16 protein-coding genes are annotated in these 17877 nt (G+C 58.0%); 6 read left to right on the plus strand and 10 right to left on the minus strand.

Annotated features, from left to right (window positions below; genetic code table 11):
- Nucleotides 1-157: 157 nt before the first annotated feature.
- Nucleotides 158-1024: a carboxylate/amino acid/amine transporter gene (locus ACX3YF_RS14830; protein ID WP_449106092.1), complete on the plus strand. Its 867-nt coding sequence runs from the start codon at nucleotides 158-160 to the stop codon at nucleotides 1022-1024.
- A 299-nt stretch (nucleotides 1025-1323) separates the two neighbouring features.
- Here the strand turns inward: ACX3YF_RS14830 and tcuC are convergent, their stop codons facing one another.
- The 5 genes from tcuC to ACX3YF_RS14855 all read right to left on the minus strand — a co-directional run bounded on the left by tcuC (nucleotide 1324) and on the right by ACX3YF_RS14855 (nucleotide 8715).
- Nucleotides 1324-2619, minus strand: coding sequence for an MFS transporter (tcuC, locus tag ACX3YF_RS14835; RefSeq protein WP_196586235.1), 1296 nt, complete (start codon nucleotides 2617-2619; stop codon nucleotides 1324-1326).
- Nucleotides 2620-2669: 50 nt separating this feature from the next.
- Nucleotides 2670-3827 (minus strand): tricarballylate utilization 4Fe-4S protein TcuB, encoded by a 1158-nt coding sequence (gene tcuB / locus ACX3YF_RS14840; protein WP_458973883.1) that lies wholly within the window; start codon nucleotides 3825-3827, stop codon nucleotides 2670-2672.
- A complete protein-coding gene (tcuA, locus tag ACX3YF_RS14845; RefSeq protein ID WP_458973884.1) occupies nucleotides 3814-5265 on the minus strand; it encodes an FAD-dependent tricarballylate dehydrogenase TcuA in 1452 nt (483 codons plus the stop codon). Before tcuA ends, tcuB begins: the two co-directional genes overlap by 14 nt.
- 170 nt (nucleotides 5266-5435) lie before the next feature.
- Nucleotides 5436-6371 (minus strand): LysR family transcriptional regulator, encoded by a 936-nt coding sequence (locus ACX3YF_RS14850; protein ID WP_196586234.1) that lies wholly within the window; start codon nucleotides 6369-6371, stop codon nucleotides 5436-5438.
- A 220-nt stretch (nucleotides 6372-6591) separates the two neighbouring features.
- Nucleotides 6592-8715 (minus strand): TonB-dependent siderophore receptor, encoded by a 2124-nt coding sequence (locus ACX3YF_RS14855; RefSeq protein WP_458973885.1) that lies wholly within the window; start codon nucleotides 8713-8715, stop codon nucleotides 6592-6594.
- Nucleotides 8716-9084: 369 nt separating this feature from the next.
- Between ACX3YF_RS14855 and ACX3YF_RS14860 the strand changes: the two genes are divergently transcribed.
- Nucleotides 9085-10425, plus strand: a complete 1341-nt coding sequence (locus tag ACX3YF_RS14860) for a DEAD/DEAH box helicase (protein ID WP_103404941.1) — start codon at nucleotides 9085-9087, stop codon at nucleotides 10423-10425.
- A 113-nt stretch (nucleotides 10426-10538) separates the two neighbouring features.
- On the opposite strand, the gene ACX3YF_RS14865 is transcribed toward ACX3YF_RS14860, so the two are convergent.
- A complete protein-coding gene (locus ACX3YF_RS14865) occupies nucleotides 10539-10814 on the minus strand; it encodes a hypothetical protein (RefSeq protein ID WP_130211305.1) in 276 nt (91 codons plus the stop codon).
- 102 nt (nucleotides 10815-10916) lie between these two features.
- The gene (locus ACX3YF_RS14870) at nucleotides 10917-11651 is read right to left on the minus strand and encodes a DUF899 domain-containing protein (protein ID WP_458973886.1); all 735 of its coding nucleotides are present in this window, start codon (nucleotides 11649-11651) and stop codon (nucleotides 10917-10919) included.
- Nucleotides 11652-11829: 178 nt separating this feature from the next.
- Here ACX3YF_RS14870 and ACX3YF_RS14875 point away from each other — a divergent pair, with 178 nt between their 5' ends.
- The gene (locus tag ACX3YF_RS14875) at nucleotides 11830-12219 is read left to right on the plus strand and encodes a transcriptional regulator (protein ID WP_103404943.1); all 390 of its coding nucleotides are present in this window, start codon (nucleotides 11830-11832) and stop codon (nucleotides 12217-12219) included.
- Between the two features lie 49 nt (nucleotides 12220-12268).
- Here ACX3YF_RS14875 and ACX3YF_RS14880 read toward each other — a convergent pair whose 3' ends face one another.
- From ACX3YF_RS14880 to ACX3YF_RS14890, 3 genes are all read right to left on the minus strand, one after another.
- Nucleotides 12269-13138 (minus strand): DUF6279 family lipoprotein, encoded by an 870-nt coding sequence (locus tag ACX3YF_RS14880; protein ID WP_458973887.1) that lies wholly within the window; start codon nucleotides 13136-13138, stop codon nucleotides 12269-12271.
- Between the two features lie 70 nt (nucleotides 13139-13208).
- Complete coding sequence (locus ACX3YF_RS14885; protein WP_130211302.1) at nucleotides 13209-13925, minus strand: TorF family putative porin; 717 nt, start codon at nucleotides 13923-13925, stop codon at nucleotides 13209-13211.
- 203 nt (nucleotides 13926-14128) lie between these two features.
- On the minus strand, nucleotides 14129-14317 hold the full coding sequence (locus ACX3YF_RS14890; RefSeq protein WP_017337097.1) for a hypothetical protein: 189 nt from the start codon (nucleotides 14315-14317) through the stop codon (nucleotides 14129-14131).
- A gap of 350 nt (nucleotides 14318-14667) precedes the next feature.
- On the opposite strand from ACX3YF_RS14890, the gene ACX3YF_RS14895 reads away from it, so the two are divergent.
- From ACX3YF_RS14895 to ACX3YF_RS14905, 3 genes are all read left to right on the plus strand, one after another.
- Nucleotides 14668-15504, plus strand: a complete 837-nt coding sequence (locus tag ACX3YF_RS14895; protein ID WP_130211301.1) for a CvfB family protein — start codon at nucleotides 14668-14670, stop codon at nucleotides 15502-15504.
- A gap of 62 nt (nucleotides 15505-15566) precedes the next feature.
- Nucleotides 15567-15971: a DUF2177 family protein gene (locus tag ACX3YF_RS14900; protein WP_458973888.1), complete on the plus strand. Its 405-nt coding sequence runs from the start codon at nucleotides 15567-15569 to the stop codon at nucleotides 15969-15971.
- A gap of 356 nt (nucleotides 15972-16327) precedes the next feature.
- Nucleotides 16328-17773, plus strand: coding sequence for an NCS1 family nucleobase:cation symporter-1 (locus ACX3YF_RS14905; protein ID WP_130211299.1), 1446 nt, complete (start codon nucleotides 16328-16330; stop codon nucleotides 17771-17773).
- Nucleotides 17774-17877: the final 104 nt, after the last annotated feature.

Consider the following 17877-nt stretch of genomic DNA (forward strand, 5'->3'; position numbering starts at 1 on the left):
CGAACCTCCCTTTGCACTTGTTGCTCCTGAGTGCTGCCGCCCGATTGAACGCTTTAGCGAGATCGGGCTTTTTTTTGCCCGGAATTTTGTATCGTTTGAGTGTTCGCGATCACCGGCAAAAACCGCTATCTTCGCCGCCATTCGAAACGAGGCGAGCATGGGCTATCTACTTTTTGTCACGCTGATCCAGGCGTTTTCCTTCAGTTTGATCGGCGAATACCTGGCCGGTCATGTCGACAGTTACTTCGCGGTACTGGTGCGGGTGCTCCTGGCGGGGCTGGTGTTTATACCGCTGACGCGCTGGCGCTCGGTAGAGCCTGCGTTCATGCGCGGCATGTTGCTGATTGGTGCGCTGCAGTTTGGCGTGACCTACGTTTGCCTGTATCTGAGTTTCCGTGTGCTGACGGTGCCGGAAGTGCTGCTGTTCACGGTCCTCACGCCACTGCACGTGACCCTGATCGAAGATGCGCTGAACCGGCGGTTCAATCCATGGGCATTGGTGGCGGCACTGGTGGCGGTGGCCGGGGCTGCGGTGATTCGCTATGACCGGATCAGCCCGGACTTCTTCATGGGGTTCCTGCTGCTGCAACTGGCCAACTTCACCTACGCCGCCGGGCAGGTGCTCTACAAACACCTGGTGGCTCGTCACCCAAGCGATCTGCCGCATTACCGGCGCTTCGGTTATTTCTACCTTGGCGCACTGGCGGTGGCGTTACCGGCATTCCTGCTGTTCGGCAAACAGGACTTCTGGCCGCAAGCGCCGCTGCAATGGGGCGTGCTGGTGTTCCTCGGCCTGGTTTCGACCGCGCTGGGTCTGTACTGGTGGAACAAGGGCGCCTGCCTGGTGAATGGCGGGACGCTGGCGGTGATGAACAACCTGCATGTGCCCGTGGGACTGCTGCTCAATCTGCTGATCTGGAATCAGCATGAGGAACTGGGGCGGTTGCTGCTGGGTGGCAGCGTGATTCTGATGGCGGTGTGGATCAGTCGGTTGGGTATTCAAAAACCGGTGGCCGTGCGCTAAGCCCCCCAGGGCTTTCACCGGGGGCTTGACTGATCGGCATAAGCCCGGGCAGGTCGAAGGGAACTCCTTGCTCCCATTTCGGGGTCAAGACAGTCGACGAGATGTATATGATCGGCAATCTGGGGCAATTCAAAATTTGATGCCGTCTTGCCCGGCGCTTATCAGGACGATAGGGGCAGGGTGTTGGACAGGGCAGGTGTGTGGCAGGCCTGCATTGATACGAAAGACGTGTCAATGCAGGCAACGGCGAGGGATTTATTCAGCGAAAAAACCTGAACGCCAACGAGACCTCTCGCTGATCAAGCATTGACCGTCACTGCTTTTTGCCGGCGATACAAGATCGTCGTCGCTGTGAATCCACACAAAGCGGCAAACATCAGCCAGTAGGCAGGCGACGCCTTGTCACCGGTTGCCTGCACCAGGATGGTGGATATGGCGGGTGTGAAGCCGCCAAAAACAGCGGTCGCCAAACTGAATGCCAGGGAAAATCCCACGACTCGTACGTTCTGAGGCATCACTTCAGTCAAGGCCGCAACCATCGCGCCGTTGTAAATTCCAAAGAAGAAAGAGAAGTACAACAGCACGGCGAGCAGGCGTTCAAAGCTTGCCGCCGCGGCCAGCCAGTGCATGGCGGGATAAGCGGTGAACAGGCACAGCAAGGAAATCGCCAGCAACAAGGGGCGACGGCCGACGCGGTCGGAGAGTGTGCCGCCGATGGGCAGCCAAATGAAGTTGCTCAGGCCGACGAAGAGCGTGACCACCAGACTGTCGGTGGTGCTCAGGTTCAGTACAGTCCTTCCGAAGGTGGGGGTGTAGACGGTAATCAGATAGAACGTGGTGGTGGTCATTGAGGCCAGCAAGCCACCCGCCAGCACTGTGCGCCAGTTGTCTCGCATCGAGCGAAACACTTCATTGGCACTTGGGTGGTGCGTGCGTGCCTTGAACGCATCGGTTTCCTGTAGCGAGCGGCGAATGATGAAGATGAACGGAATAATCACGCAACCTATAAAGAACGGGATCCGCCAGCCCCAGGCGGCCACTTCGGCAGCTTCCATGGACGCGTTGATCGTGTAGCCCAGGGCGGCTGCAAGAACGATCGCCACCTGCTGGCTGGCCGACTGCCAACTGGTGTAGAAACCGCGGCGACCCGGTGTGGCGATTTCAGCCAGATACACTGAAACGCCACCCATCTCCGCACCTGCCGAGAAACCCTGCAACAGTCGCCCTATCAATACCAGTACGGGGGCTGCGACACCAATGCTGGCATAGCCTGGCACGAGGGCAATCAAGACCGTTCCCGCGGCCATGATCGACAGCGTCACGATCAACCCCTTGCGCCGCCCCACCTTGTCGATGTAAGCCCCCAGCACGATAGCGCCCAGTGGGCGCATCAGGAATCCCGAGCCGAATACGGCGAAGGTCATCATCAGCGAGGCGAACTCGCTGGTGGCAGGAAAGAACGTCTGGGAGATGTAGGTCGCGTAAAAACCGAACAGAAAGAAGTCAAACTGTTCGAGGAAGTTGCCGCTGGTGACCCGTAGAATGGCGCCCAGCTTCGACCCCTTGGATCGGCTGTCTTGAGTTGTTGTTTTCATTATGGTTACCCGGTTGATCAATATTGTTATTGGAATGAGTGGTTCTACGATCAGTCGCTTCCGGCGTTAATCGGATTGGGTTGGCGTTTTTCGATGGAGTACTTGAGCAGCGCGGCGCTGCGGAAGATGCCATGGGCGAATTTGCTGTAGGGCATGGTCAGGAAAAACGCCATGACCAGGCCGAGATGGATCGCCAGCAACAGGCCCAGGGCTGCGGTTTCACGGAACGCCAGGAGTGCCAGGCCGCTGGCGCTGACCAGCAACAGCAGCGCGATAAAGCCGCGATCCATGGGTTTCTGGTTTTCGTCGCCGTGTTCGGGGTTGCGACGCAGGTTCAACCACAACAGGCCTGCGGGGCCGACCAGCAATCCGAGCCCACCGCTGATGCCCAGCATCACCGGCAAACTCAAGACGGGGTAGGGCGCCGACCAGTCCAGCAGGAAATGGTAGAGCGTGGCGACCCCAGTGGCTGCGAAGCACAGCATGAAGCCGTAGAAGGTGAAGTGGTGGAAGCGCCGCCGCCACAGGGTGAATCGATCATCAGCGTTATTGCAGCCCTCGCCATGACCACCGTCCAGGAATTTGAGCCGGGCGACGTTGGCCGTGGCTTCCAGTGCAGCCGCTGTTTTTACCTGTGCGGGCGCGTCGGCCGGTGAAACATTGCGCCAGAAGCGCCGCACGCCAAGGGTCAACGCGAGTACCGCGAACCCGAAAACCGCACCAAACATTACGGCCAGGGTGTTGTGCGGGAAGATCCCGTAGAAATTTCCCCCGGGCATCGCGGTGAACAAGTTGCCCATCACCATCAACGTAAGACTCAGGAACAATGCCAGCCCGGTACCGGCTGACAGTGCCAGAGTCAGTCCGTTGCGCCGGTATAGCGTGCCCATCACCTGTGGCCAGGCGTACTCGGCGTAAGTGTCGAGGCGGACTTTGGCCATGGCCTTGGGCACATTGATTTCGAATTCGTGAGGTGCGGCGTACTGGCAGGCATGCAGGCATGCGCCGCAGTTATGGCAAAGGTTCGCCAGGTAATGGATATCGGCCTGGGAAAACTCCAGGCGTCGTGTCATGGCCGGAAATACAGCGCAGAAGCCCTCGCAATAACGGCAGGCATTGCAAACGGTCATTTGTCGCTGAACTTCGCTTTCATCAAGGTTGAGCACCGGAATCAAATCGCTCGGTGCCTTGGGATCAAACAGCTGCATGTCTAAATTCCGTTTGTGAAAGAGAAACAAAGCCTGCCGAAGCGGCTGCCTGTACACCGGCAATCCGACCGAAGGCAGTACCAATGGCCATGCCGATGCCGGCGGTGTAGCCCTTGCCCAATACATTGCCCGCCATCATTTCTCCTGCGACAAACAGGTTGGGGCTAGGCTTGCCGTTGAAGTGAACGGCGGCGGTGTCGTCGGTAGCGAGGCCTAAATAGGTGAAGGTCACGCCGGGCTTAAGCGGGTAGGCGCAGAAGGGGGGCTTTACCAGTGGGCGGGCCCAATGGGTTTTGGCGGGCGTCAAACCCTCGGTGTGGCAATCGTCCAGCGCCGTGTGGTCGAACGTGCCGACGCGGCAGGCCGCGTTGTATTGCTCGATGGTTTTGACGAATTGCGTAACGGGAAGCTTCAACTGGCGGGCCAGATCTTCCAGTGAGTTGGCTTTAGTGCCCGGAAATACCGGCGGCATGAACCGGCCGAGGGCTTGTTGGTCGATGATCGAGTAGGCCTGTTGACCGGGTTGACCCGCGACCAGGCGACCCCAGATCGCATAGCGCTTGGGCCAGAAGTCCTCGCCCTCGTCATAGAAGCGTTCGCCGTCGCGATTAACCACCACGCCCAGCGATACGCAATCGATACGGGTACAGATACCTCCGTCATACAGGGGGGCGCGGGCGTCGATGGCCACCATGTGTGCTTGCGTCGGGTCACCAATGAAGTCGGCGCCCAGATTCTGCATGCGCCGAAGCAGTACGCCGGTATTGAAGCGCGTCCCGCGAATCAAAAAGTTGTCTGAAGGCCATTCTCCGCGCTCGTTTTGACCCCAGGCCTCACGGAGCCATTCACGGTTGGATTCGAATCCGCCGGCAGCCAAGACGCAGGCCTTGGCCTGGATACGCTCGGCAGGAAAACGTTGTCCATCGACATCGCGCTCACTGATGTGGGCGGCGATGAATTTTCCATCCTTCAATTCGATATCAGTCACTTGAGCGTCATAGCGAATTTCGACGCCCAGCTTCTCGGCGCTGCGGAAGTACGCGTTAACCAGTGCTTTGCCGCCACCCATGAAAAATGCATTGGTGCGCGCAACATGGAGGGCACCGGACAGCGACGGCTGAAAATGCACGCCATGGGAGCGCATCCAGTCACGGCAGTTCGATGAGGCGCGGATGACAAGACGTGCAAGCTTCTCGTCGGTAATCCCACCGGTGACCTTCAGCAGATCCTGCCAATATTCTTCTTCGGGATAGGCATCGACCAGTACATCTTGCGGCGCGTCGTGCATGCAGCGCAGGTTTCGGGTGTGTTGCGAGTTGCCGCCGCGCCAGGCTTTTGGTGCACCCTCCAGCAACATGACGCTAGCGCCGGCCTCCCGAGCCATCAAGGCTGCACACAAGGCCGCATTGCCGCCGCCAATTACCAATACGTCGATCATCATCACTCCTCAATCGCAAGGAGGCATGAACGAAGGGCTCCTCGCGAGTAGGGAGACCTTAGGGCAGACAGTTTTGTGTCGAAAGGCGCATTACCGCTTGGGGTGTTTAGTTTTTATAAAGGCTTTGCCGGTTGGCGCTTACCGTACAGCCGGGGAGGGGGACATCGAGATCATGGCGCGACGTCTTCGATCCACGAGGCGCCTGGCCACTGATGATCAATCACCAACTGTCGCGCGACATCGGTGATGACCAGCCGTGCCGCCAGGGCTGCGGGAGCCAGTTCATCGTCAGGCAGCGTCGCCAACAGGTTTCGTCTGCCTGCGTGAGTATCGGAAATCTCCACCACTGAAAGTCCCGACTCGCCTTTGAGCGCCGCTGCTGCACCGGGCTGGATGGTGGCGGCATGACCTGCGCGTACGGCGTTCATCAATACGGCAAGACCATCCACTTCCATGATGATGTTGGGAGCCAATCCCACGCGTTCAAACGCAGTCATCAGCGTTGAACGCAAACCGTGTTGCGCACTCGGCATCACCAGCGGAAGTTGACCGAGATCCGCCAGTTGCACGCAGGCTCCTCGTGGCGCGTGGGGCAGGTGAGGTGAGCTGATGACAAATAGTTTCTCGTCGAGCAGCGGTGTAACGCTCCAGCGCTTTCCACCTTCAAGTTGAAACAAAATGGCCAAGTCTATCTGGCGTGCATTGAGTTGCGTGGCCAAGTGCCCGGACAGCATCTCAACCAGATGCAATTGAATATCCGGATAGCGCTCTCGCATCGCGTTGATCAATGGCAGGGCAAGAACAGTGGCAGTCGTAGGCGGCAAGCCGACGGTGACATACCCACTCATCCGCCCACGGTGAGCCGCCATGATCGCATTCTCGGATTGCCGCAAGCACAGCTGGGCATGGTGCAGGAACGCCATCCCGGCGCTGGTCGGTGTGACGCCGGTAGTGGTGCGATTCAGAAGTCGGGTTGCCAGTTCGTTTTCAAGTTTCGCGATCTGTTGGCTGAGAGCCGACACGCCGACGTCCAGCTCAAGCGCTGCGCGTCCCAGGCTTCCCTGCTCGACAATTTTTACGAAATAGCGCAGTTGTCTTAATTCCAAGCGTTACTGCTCCACTTCAATTGACTGGAAGGCCTGATGGGCGGGACGGAAAAATGTTGGCCGCCACGCGTTGCACGGGCGGCACAACAGTTATCCAGCCTGAGAGGTTATGCCTCGGCAGTCAACTTTCCACTCAGGGTGAGGGGACACTTGTATCGTTACACCCAACAAGAAAGGCGCTGGAAGGGCCGTCAAGTTCTAACCCCATCTTCCGGATCGACTACAGGGTGTAAGAAATACCGACTTGAACGGTTCTCGGTTCACCCGGGTAAGCGTAGACATTGCCGAAGGCGCCTTCTTCATAGTCCCGGTCGAACACGTTCTTCACATCGAGATTAAGCCTGACCTTGTCGTTGATCTTATAAAAGCCGAGCAAATCGACGACGGTGTAACTGCCCATCGAAAACGCTGTGTCAGCAGTCTGGCCTGCACGTTCGTCGACGTACTTGCTGCCCACACCCAAGCCCAGCCCTTTCAGGTTGCCATCCTGGAATTCATACACGTTGAGCAGGCTGAAGCTGTTCTTCGGGATGTTCAACAGCCGAGTGCCCGACTGGATCACATTGTCCTTGGTGACTTCGGCGTCGACATAGGCATAGCCGCCAATCACTCTCCATTCCGGGGTTATATTGCCTGCCACGTTCAAATCAAAGCCCCGGCTGCGGACTTCGCCAGCCGCCACGCTGAACGTCGAGTCCACGGGGTCGGTGGTGAGGACGTTTCGTTTTTCAATCTGGTAGATCGCCGCGTCAACACTCAACTGGCGATCCAGCGCCTCCCATTTGATGCCCATCTCATAGGACTTACCCTTTTCCGGCTCGAAGCCACCCCCCTGTCGACTCGCGCCCGTATTGGGCTTGAACGAGCGCGCGGTATCGGCGTACACCGCGACGGTATCGGTAAGGTCATAAAGCACTCCGAGACGCGGGGTCACTGCGTTGTCGCTCGCCTCCCAGCTCCTGGCCCCCGGCACAAAGGTTTCATAGTCATGCTCGAAACGCTCAAAACGGGCGCCAGCCAAAACTTTCAAGCGCTCGGTCAATGCCACCTGGTCCTGGACGAAGGCGGCGTATGTCTTGAGATTTTCCTTATCGTGGGTCGGCGTGCGGGTCAGGGCCGGACGAGGCTGGCCGTACACCGGGTTGAAGAGATCAATCGGGTAGGCACTCACTGCACCACTGGAACGCTGGATGATGGACTTGTAGTCGTAATCTTCGTATTCGACACCGGTCAACAAGGTGTGATCGAAGCCGCCGGTGGAGAAATGCCCGGTCAGGTTCAGTTGAGTGTCCTTGTCCGTCCACTCCAGCTTGCGATAGTTGAAGTTGCGCCCCAGCGTGCGCCCGTCGGCTGCGACGCCGTTGGCTTCAATGGCATTGCCCTGCAAGGTGCCATCGAGCCATTGGAAACCGCCACCCAATGTCCAGTTGTCATTCAGGAAGTGCTCGAAACGCAGTTGGGCCATGTTGTTGTCGTTGTGCAACTTGCCGACGTCTTTTTCACCGAAGAACGTATCACGCGACGCGGTGCCGATCTGGTTGGGATAGCGAGTCACACCGCGATCCAGCGGGTGATTGTTGCGCATGAAGTCGCCCTCGAAAATCACCTTGGTGTCATCGGTGGCCTGCCAGGAAAGCACCGGCGTCACGCCGTAACGTTCGCTCTCGACATGATCGCGGAACGTATCGCCGCCCTCACCTACCACGTTCAAGCGATAGGCCAGGCGGCCTTCTTCATCCAGCGGGCCGGAGGCGTCCAGTGTGCCGCGCTTCATCCCCTGGTCATCGAGTTGGCTGCCCAGCGTGACGGTGGGCACGGCCAGAGGCTGTTTGGATACCACGTTGAACGTGCCACCCGGGTCGCCTCGACCGTAGAGCATGGTCGCCGGCCCTCGTAGCACTTCGAGCCGCTCGATGGTATTGGCATCGGGCATGTTCGGATAACCGCGGTTGATCGGAAAGCCGTTTCGATAGAACTCGCCGGTGGTAAATCCACGCACCGTGAAAGTGGTCAGCCCTTGGCCGCCGAAGTTGTTGGCGCGTCCCACCCCGCCGGCATAGTCGAGTGCTTCTTGAAGGCGTGTAGCCCCAATGTCCTCCACCACATCTTTGGTCACCACGCTGATGGATTGCGGAGTTTCATGAATCGACGTGTCGGTTCGCGTCGCGCTGGCAGATCGCGTTGCGCGGTAACCCTTCACTGGCCCTTGAGCCGTTTCGTACTCGGCCGTACCGACGATTTCGGTCGCTTGCAACTCTAGACTGGGGGTATCGGTTGTGGGTTGCGCCCAAGAGGGAGCGGAAAACACATTAAGGACACAGATAGAGACCAGCGTACGACGCATCGGGGAAGCCTTGAGAAAATAGCCAAAGGGGACGGCATACGTGCCAATAGTTCGCGGCGCATGGTATATCAAATTATTTGCCGTTGATACGTATTCGCATTTGTAAGTCGTGAACGCCACTTCCGCTTGTACTCGTTTGCTGACCAAATGATTTCAGATCACACCGCTTGAGGTCAGGTGGCCAACGAATTCCGGACACCCATTTAAGTGAGAATGCCAGCCAGTTAGAGCCTTCGTATTAGACTCGGGGACAAATCAGGCAACAAAAAAGCCACTGTTTGCTGTCGTTTGCATAAAGAAACTCGGCCTGAGCGCTCGAAACCGTTACCCTATGCAGCTGTTTTTTTGCATTTCTTCGAGGTAGCACCCGTGTTTTCCCAATTCGCCCTGCACGAACGCCTGCTCAAAGCCGTGGCCGAGCTGAAATTTGTCGAGCCAACGCCTGTGCAAGCAGCGGCCATTCCGCTGGCGCTCCAAGGGCGTGACCTGCGGGTGACAGCGCAAACCGGTAGCGGCAAGACCGCTGCATTCGTCTTGCCGATCCTCAACCGCCTGATCGGTCCGGCCAAGATTCGCGTCAGCATCAAGACCCTGATCCTGCTGCCGACCCGCGAGCTGGCCCAGCAGACCCTGAAAGAAGTCGAACGCTTCTCGCAGTTCACCTTCATCAAGTCCGGCCTGATCACTGGTGGTGAAGACTTCAAGGTCCAGGCCGCCATGCTGCGCAAGGTGCCGGACATCCTGATCGGTACGCCGGGCCGGATGATCGAGCAACTGAACGCCGGCAACCTCGACCTGAAAGAAGTCGAAGTGCTGGTGCTCGACGAAGCCGACCGCATGCTCGACATGGGCTTTGCCGACGACGTCCAGCGCCTGGTGGACGAGTGCACCAACCGTCAGCAAACCATGCTGTTCTCCGCCACTACCGGTGGTTCGGGCCTGCGCGAGATGGTCGCCAAGGTGCTGAACAACCCTGAGCACTTGCAGCTCAATGCGGTCAGCCAGCTGAACGAGACCACTCGTCAGCAAATCATCACCGCCGACCACAACCAGCACAAAGAACAGATCGTCAATTGGCTGCTGGCCAACGAGACCTACCAGAAGGCCATCGTGTTCACCAACACCCGGGCCATGGCCGACCGTATCTACGGGCGCCTGGTGGCTCAGGAATACAAAGCGTTCGTGCTGCACGGCGAGAAAGACCAGAAGGATCGCAAACTGGCGATCGACCGTCTGAAGCAGGGCGGGGTGAAAATCCTCGTGGCGACCGACGTCGCCGCTCGTGGCCTGGACGTGGACGGCCTGGACCTGGTGATCAACTTCGACATGCCACGCAGCGGTGACGAATACGTGCACCGCATCGGTCGTACCGGTCGCGCCGGCAACGATGGCCTGGCCATCTCGCTGATCTGCCACGGCGACTGGAACCTGATGTCGAGCATCGAGCGCTACCTCAAGCAGAGCTTCGAGCGCCGCACCATCAAGGAAGTCAAAGGCACCTACGGCGGACCGAAGAAGGTCAAGGCTTCGGGCAAGGCTGTTGGCGTGAAGAAGAAAAAGACCGACGCCAAGGGCGACAAGAAAAAAGCCGCCGCCAAGACCCCGACCAAGCGCAAGAGCGCCAACCGGCCGAAGAGCGATTCCCTGGTCAGCAAGGATGGCATGGCCCCGCTCAAGCGTCGCAAGCCGGAAGCGCCGGCTGCTGAATAAAGCGCCGTAGCGAGCCCATAAAAAAACCGGGACCCAGGTCCGGTTTTTTTATGCCCGACAACAGCCCTGCGAAGTCGACGCCGACACATCGCATCGGCCGGCGTCTACCGCTTTCAACCCTCGGTCTTTTTCTCCGCCGATCCCAGTTCCTTCAAGCGCTTGTCGATCAACTGGCACTTGTCCGGTAAATCCTTGGACGCAGTCCCAAGGTCCATCTTCTGCAACTCTGCATTGATCTCCTTGGCCTTGGTCGGGTTCTGCTCAGTGAGCCTGGCCACTTCCTGTGCCAGTTGTTCGCGTTTGGCGGTGGCTTCCTCGGGCGTGCAGGCCCAGGCGGGCAGGGCACAGGTCAGAGCGGCGGCGAGGATGAGCGTGAGCTGTGATTTCATGGTGGCAGGCCTCAGATCCGGTTAAGGCGGGATACCCGGTTGAGCGCTGCCCCATGGCAAAAGTTCAGTGTCAGGCGATGGCCGCGCTTCTGTCGCTGCGGGTTAGTCTCCGTGGCAGCAGCTCGACTTCGACCCATCCTCGTAGCGGTCGTGATGCCGCACCCACTCCATGATTTCCTCTTCATTCCTGCCCTTGGGCGTCAGATCAAGGTAGTTGTAGGCGCCGACCAGCATGTCCAGGCCTCGGGCATAGGTGGAGTAAGTGTGGAAAATCTCTCCGGCTTCATTGCGATAAAAAACACTGAGTCCGGGGAGTTCTTCCTCGGAACCGTCGGTTTTTTCGTAGTTGTACGTAGCCGTTCCGGCGGCGACGTCTTCGGCTCGGGCACTGACGCCAAAGTCATAATTGAAATCGCTGCCGGCCGACGATACCCAGTCGAATTTCCAGCCCATGCGTCGCTTGAATGCCTGGAACTCGGCGAAGGGTGCATGGGAAACCGCCACCAGCGCGATGTCATGGTGGGCCAGGTGCTGGTTGGCGCCGTCGATGTGATCGCTGAGAAATGAGCAACCGGGGCAACCTTCATCCCAGCCTTCGGCGAACATGAAGTGGTAAATGACCAGCTGACTGCGCGCGCCGAACAGGTCAGCCAGTTTCAGTTCGCCGCCTGACCCTTGGAAGCGGTAGTCCTTGTCGATTTTCACCCAGGGCATGGCGCGACGCTCGGCGCTGAGTTTGTCCCGTTCCCTGGTGAAGGCTTTTTCGTGGGCCAGATGGTGTTGGCGGGCGACCAGCCATTCTTCCCGGGACACGACGGGATGATTCTGAATGTTCATGGGTTTTTCTCCTGCGCGATGCTTGGAGGTGACGGACACAGCTTAGTCGTTTGATCCCTGTCCAATTCGACATACCGCCGGTCGGTGCTGTTCGAAACCCCGGCTGAACGGCTGCCGTCCACGCCGGTCACAACCTATGAAGGCCCTCTCACTCACGGGCACCGGAGGTTGAATCAGGATGACGACTTATAACTGGGATTTAATTGAGCGCTTGCTGCACGAGGTGCAAAACGGTGCGAGCAGTTTCACGCCTCGACCCTATGCCGAGCAGTACGCTGCGCAGAAGGCTGCTGAAGGTGAGCAGACCGAAAACCTGGATCACCTGAAAGCGGTGGCCGGCGAATACGAAAAGTTGCTGCTGGCGCGGGGTTACATCGAGCCTCGGCCCGAGGAGCAGGGCGGCAGCGGTTCCAATTACATTTTGACGCCTCGTGGCTCAAGCCTGTTGAGCCTGATCGACAGCAGCATTCCGGGCAATGAGCATCCACGCCAGGTCTTGGATGAACAGGAGGATGCGCTGGCGGAGGAGACGTTTGATGCGCTGGCGGCGAAGGCGCAGATTGCCTGATACAAAAGATCGCAGCCTTTTGTTGGCTCTGCCCAAGGCTGCGATCCGTCTAGCCCTGTTTTGCCGCTTTCAAGCATTTCAAATCGCTGAAATCCTTGCGCACACCCTCGATTTTATTCAGCAAACGCTGACGTTGTTTCAGTGTGCTCTCTGCCATCAAATCCACAAATAGCGAGCGCGCCTGGGCTTCGGTGTTGGCGAAGGCCTGGCGGTATTGCGGTGTCCACACACTTTCTCGATCGACCAGAAGCGTCTCGATTTGTTGTGGGAATTGTGGGCTCTGACGTTGCGCCACGGCCTCACTGAACTGTTTCTGCCAATGCGCGCGGTTGGCAATCCATTGGGTGTTCTGGTCGCCCAGCGCGGTCGACCAGGCCATCACCCGTTGTTCCTGGCTGACGCTCAACGGGCCGAGCCAATCGGTCAGGCGCTTGTCCATGCGCGCACCGCGTTCGGCAATCTGTTGAGCCAGCGGCGGTTTGACGTATTCCTTTTCACGTTTGCGCAGATCCTTGGCGAAGGCGTCGTTCATCTCGGCGACTTGCTTGTCATCCAGCCCCTGCAGCAACTCGATGGCCGAAGGCGTGATCTGGCGCGCGGTTTCAGCGATAGCCTTTTTGGCTTCCGTGGTTCGCGCTTGCAGCGCTGAGTCGGTCACCTGATTGGATTCGACCATGCTCTGCAAGCGATCCAGCCATTCGAGGTAACCCGGCAATTGTGTGGTGCAGTGCCAGTTCAGGTGTTTTTTGAGGCGCTCGTTTAACCAGTCCTTTTGCTCGCCGTTCATGTCGAGGTAGTCGCTGAGCGTCCACGGAATGATCACGTCGAGGTTGCGATAGGCCAGGCCGACGCGGCTGCAGGCGCCGAGGGCGAGGGTGAAGATCAGCAGGATGGCGATGTGCTTGAACCAGCGAGACATGGGCGAATCCTTGCGAGGCCGGGCGTCTGATTCTCATGTGATCGCAGGATGAGCCGGGCAGTTCAGCCAATCAATAGAATGCCCGTTCGGCCTTGAGCGTCACCAGGCCATCGCACTGGCTGTTGTGCCCGGAATACGCCGAGCACTCGCTGCCACTGAGGTTGGAGTTGCTGTAGATCAGGTCAAGGTCGACGCCCATGAACGGGCGTGAAAACTTCACCGACCAATCAGTGAAACTGCTCACATAACCACCGTCCACCGAAACCGGCGAGTTCAACTGATGGGTGGTGTATTTCATGCTGATCCCAATGCCGAACGGCTGATTGCCGCCAAGGTCAGCGAATAGCGTGTTGTTCTGTTTGTCCGGATCGTTGCTGAAAGCCACGCCGAAGCGGCTACCGAGCAGGGTCAGGCCGCCGAACAGTTCCTGGCTGTCGAGGGTGTCCACCTTGGGATAGCTGTAGTGGATCATCCCGACCTCGTAGCCGAGAGTTTGGTCGAAGGGTTGTTTAAAACCGATGTAGGAATCGATTTCGAGGTTCTTGCCCGACGAGATGCCCATGCTCGGTGCGTACTGGCCGAAATACAGGCCACTGTCGTGGCTGAGGTCGAGGCCGCCGTGAAAGGAGCCGACCGCCGAGGGCTTGACCAGCCCTTGGGCCATGCTGCGGCTGGGGGTGGTTCCGAGTTTGAGGTCGAAGTCGCCGAGCTCGCGCTGGAAAATTTGCGCGTGCGCCGATGAGCCGGCCAGCAGGCCTGCAAGCAATAAACAGGTGGATTTGAGCATGCGTCACTCCATGAACAGCGAGCTCAGGGCGTCGGGCCTGCTGAAACGCTTGATCTAGACGCGTGCAAGGATACCGGCGATTCATCGGGGTCGATGGCCGTTCGTCGATTTTTGCGGATTAATTAAACAGAAGAGGTGTGGCGCGGGTGCCAGTCCAGGCGCTTCGAAGCTCAAAGCGCCTCAGGACGGGTGTATTACCGGTATTACTTCTTGCCCAGGGTGATCTGCTTGGACGGGCCGAACGTCTGGCCGCTGACGCCTTTGGCAATTTGCTGGATTTCACCGCCGGATTTGAGGAACGCAGCAATCTGGTTGTTGATCGATTCGCTGGTTTCGACGGCTGGAGCTGGCTTTGCTTTGCTGTTGGATGCTTTTACGCGCATGGCGGCCATTAACCTGTAGAAAATTAACTTGGCCAGGCATCGTACAGGAAAGGCCGGCTATTTGCTTGGTAAATATCCCTTTAAGCACTGCGGGCATGCGCGAGGTCAAGCGCAAGTTATTCTCTTGAAGAATCCCCTAAGCTGCTGTTTTAACTAAGAACAAGGGTGGGAAAATGGCTGTTATGCCGGTGAGTGACCAGGGTTGAAATCGCGGGAATGGACTGACGAGCGGCCACGCCACGCGCCGGAACCCATGGAATTCAAGGCGTCGAGCGAGATTTTCCTGCGCCATCGGGCCGGGCACCGAACGCGCCCGGTAAAACCGGGTAGAATGCGCCCACGCAATGAGGGTATTGAACATGGCTTTAGTCGGGCGTTACAACAGTTTGCAAGTGGTTAAACACACTAACTTCGGTTTATATCTGGACGGTGGCGCGGATGGCGAAATCCTTCTGCCGAATCGTTATATTCCAAAAGATATTCCCAGCGAAGATGAAGATTGGCTCAATGTTTTTGTTTATCTGGACAGCGATGACAAACTCATTGCAACTACGGAAAAACCGAAAGTTCAGGTGGGTGAATTCGCCAGTTTGAAAGTTGTTGAAGTTAACAGTATCGGTGTGTTCCTGGATTGGGGGCTGCCGAAGGATCTGTTGCTGCCGTATTCCGAAGAAAAGCGCCAGATGACCGCGGGCGAATACGTCGTGGTGCATGTCTACCTGGATAAGCACACCCGCCGCATCACCGCGACGGCGCGCCTGGACCGTTACCTGGACAAGACGCCGGCCAACTACACCGCAGGCCAGGAAGTGGATTTGCTGGTCGCCGAAGCCACCGACATGGGGTTCAAGGCGATCATCAACAACAAGCACTGGGGCCTGATCCACAAGAACGAAATCTTCAAGTTCATGCGTGCCGGTAAAGAAGAGAAGGGGTTCATCAAGGAAGTTCGGGCCGACGGCAAGATCAGCCTGAGCCTGCAACCGGTTGGCCAGGAAGCAGCCAGCAGTCTGAACTCGAAGATCCTCGCCAAGTTACGCGAGAACAATGGCACCCTGGCGGTCAGTGACAAGAGCGATCCCACGCTGATCACCAGCATGTTCGGTGTCAGCAAAGGCAACTTCAAGAAAGCCATTGGTGCCTTGTACAAGAATGGCCAGATTGTCATTCATGCCGATCGCATTGAACTAAGCTAAGCGCTTGCCAGCCCCATGCAGGAGCGGCCCGAACCGGCGGCGGCTCCTGTAAGGGCGGGATGATGAAAAAAACACTCATAGCCTATGTCGCCACCCTGGCGGCGTTTCTCGTACTCGATGGCCTCTGGCTGGGCGTCCTTATGGCGTCGACTTATCGGGAGCTGCTCGGTTCGTTGATGCTCGAGGAACCGCGGTGGGCCCCGGCCGCTGTGTTTTATCTCCTCTATGTCATCGGTTGTGTGGTGTTTGTGGTGTTGCCGGCGCGGAGCTGGCCACACGCCGCACGTCTGGGGGCATTGTTGGGCGCGGTGGCCTACGGCACCTATGACTTGTCCAACTGGGCAACCCTGCAAGGATGGTCGGCGCGGTTGGCATTGATGGACATGGCGTGGGGCGCGGTGGCAAGTGCCGTTGCCTGCATTGTGGGGTTTCGTGTGGCGAATGCGCTGGCTGCGAGCAAGTCATGAACGGTGTTGGCCGGGCGAATGTCATCGCAAGCAGGCTCGCTCCCCTCTTTTGGCCTGCGCAACGGTTCAAGAATCAGATTTGGCCCGATCACGATTGACTGAGCAGCAGTCCGCTATCCCTCTCTGTATACATGACATGTGCACCGTTTGCAGGCGACAGTGCCCTGTTCATGGGCATATCTGAGCAAAGATCGCCGTTTATCTACCTGCATAAAACGCCCGTAGAACCGCGATTTGTCACACATTTATCGTCTATGGCACGCATTCTGCGTAGCAACTCGTATACAAACAATGACAGCTCCCGTACGCAGTGTGATGTTGGCATCACGTCGGGAGTGTTTTCGAGGAGCTACGCAATGACCGAGCAAATGCCCGACGGCTACAGCCCGCGCCTGTACAACCAGGACTTGGGACCGCTGCCGCAGAAGTGGAATTGGTACAACATTTTCGCCTTCTGGATGAGTGATGTGCACAGCGTCGGCGGTTATGTATTCGCCGCCAGCCTGTTCGCGCTGGGGCTGGCCAGTTGGCAGGTGTTGATTGCCTTGCTGGGCGGGATTTGCATTGTGCAGTTGATCGCCAACCTGGTGGCCCGGCCGAGTCAGCAAGCGGCCGTGCCGTATCCGGTGATCTGCCGGTTGGCGTTCGGGGTGTTCGGGGCGAATATTCCGGCGGTCATTCGCGGGTTGATCGCGGTGGCCTGGTACGGGATCCAGACATACCTGGCGTCCAGCGCATTGATCATTGTGGTGTTGCGCTTCTTTCCTTCGATGGCGGCCTACGCAGAACCACATTTTGCCGGTTTGTCCTACCTCGGCTGGTTCGGTTTCCTCAGCCTGTGGTTCGTTCAGGCATTGGTGTTCTGGGCAGGCATGGAGTCGATCCGCCGTTTTATCGATTGGGCTGGCCCTGTGGTGTACGGCGTGATGTTCCTGCTCGCCGGGTGGATTGTCTGGCAGGCCGGTTGGAGCAACATCAGTTTCACCCTCGCGGAAAAGTCCCTGTCGGGTTGGGAAGCGTTCGGACAAGTGATCGTGGCCATGGCCCTGGTGGTGTCGTACTTTTCCGGGCCGACCTTGAATTTCGGCGATTTCAGTCGCTACTGCCGGAGTATGAAGGACGTACGTCGCGGAAATTTCTGGGGACTGCCAGTGAATTTTCTGGCGTTCTCCCTGGTGACCGTGGTGATTGTCTCCGGCACCTTGCCTGTCTTCGGTGAAATGCTTCACGACCCGATTGCCACCGTGGCGCGGATCGACAACAGCGTGGCCGTGTTGCTCGGCGCGTTTGCCTTCGTCACCGCCACCGTCGGCATCAACATCGTCGCCAACTTCGTGTCCCCTGCATTCGATTTCGCCAACGTCGCCCCGAGTAAAATCAGTTGGCGTGCCGGCGGCATGATCGCGGCCGTGGCGTCGATCTTCATCACCCCGTGGAACCTGTTCAACAACCCCGAAGTGATTCACTACACCCTTGATGTGCTGGCGGCGTTCATTGGCCCGTTGTTCGGGATTCTGCTGGTGGATTTCTACCTGATCAAAAAACAGCAGATCGACGTTGATGCACTGTTCAACGATGGCCCGACCGGGCGCTATTACTACAGTGGCGGGGTCAACTGGACGGCGGTCAAGGCACTGATTCCGGCGACGTTGATGGGCGTGGCGATCACGTTCACCCCGGTCCTGCAACCAATGGCCAACTTTGCCTGGTTCACCGGTTGTTTCCTCGGGGGCGCACTGTTCTTCGTGCTGGCCAAGCGTGAGCAGGCGCAGCGATCTCTCCCGCTGGTCACGGCGGGATGACGCAAGCGGGAATTTAAAGGTCTCTATCAGGCGGAAATTTCTGGCCGTCTGGTTAATAATCGACAGCATAATTTTTCGCCCCGACGCCGCTTGTTCGACAAGCC

It is taken from the genome of Pseudomonas fluorescens group sp. PF-69, assembly GCF_054481235.1.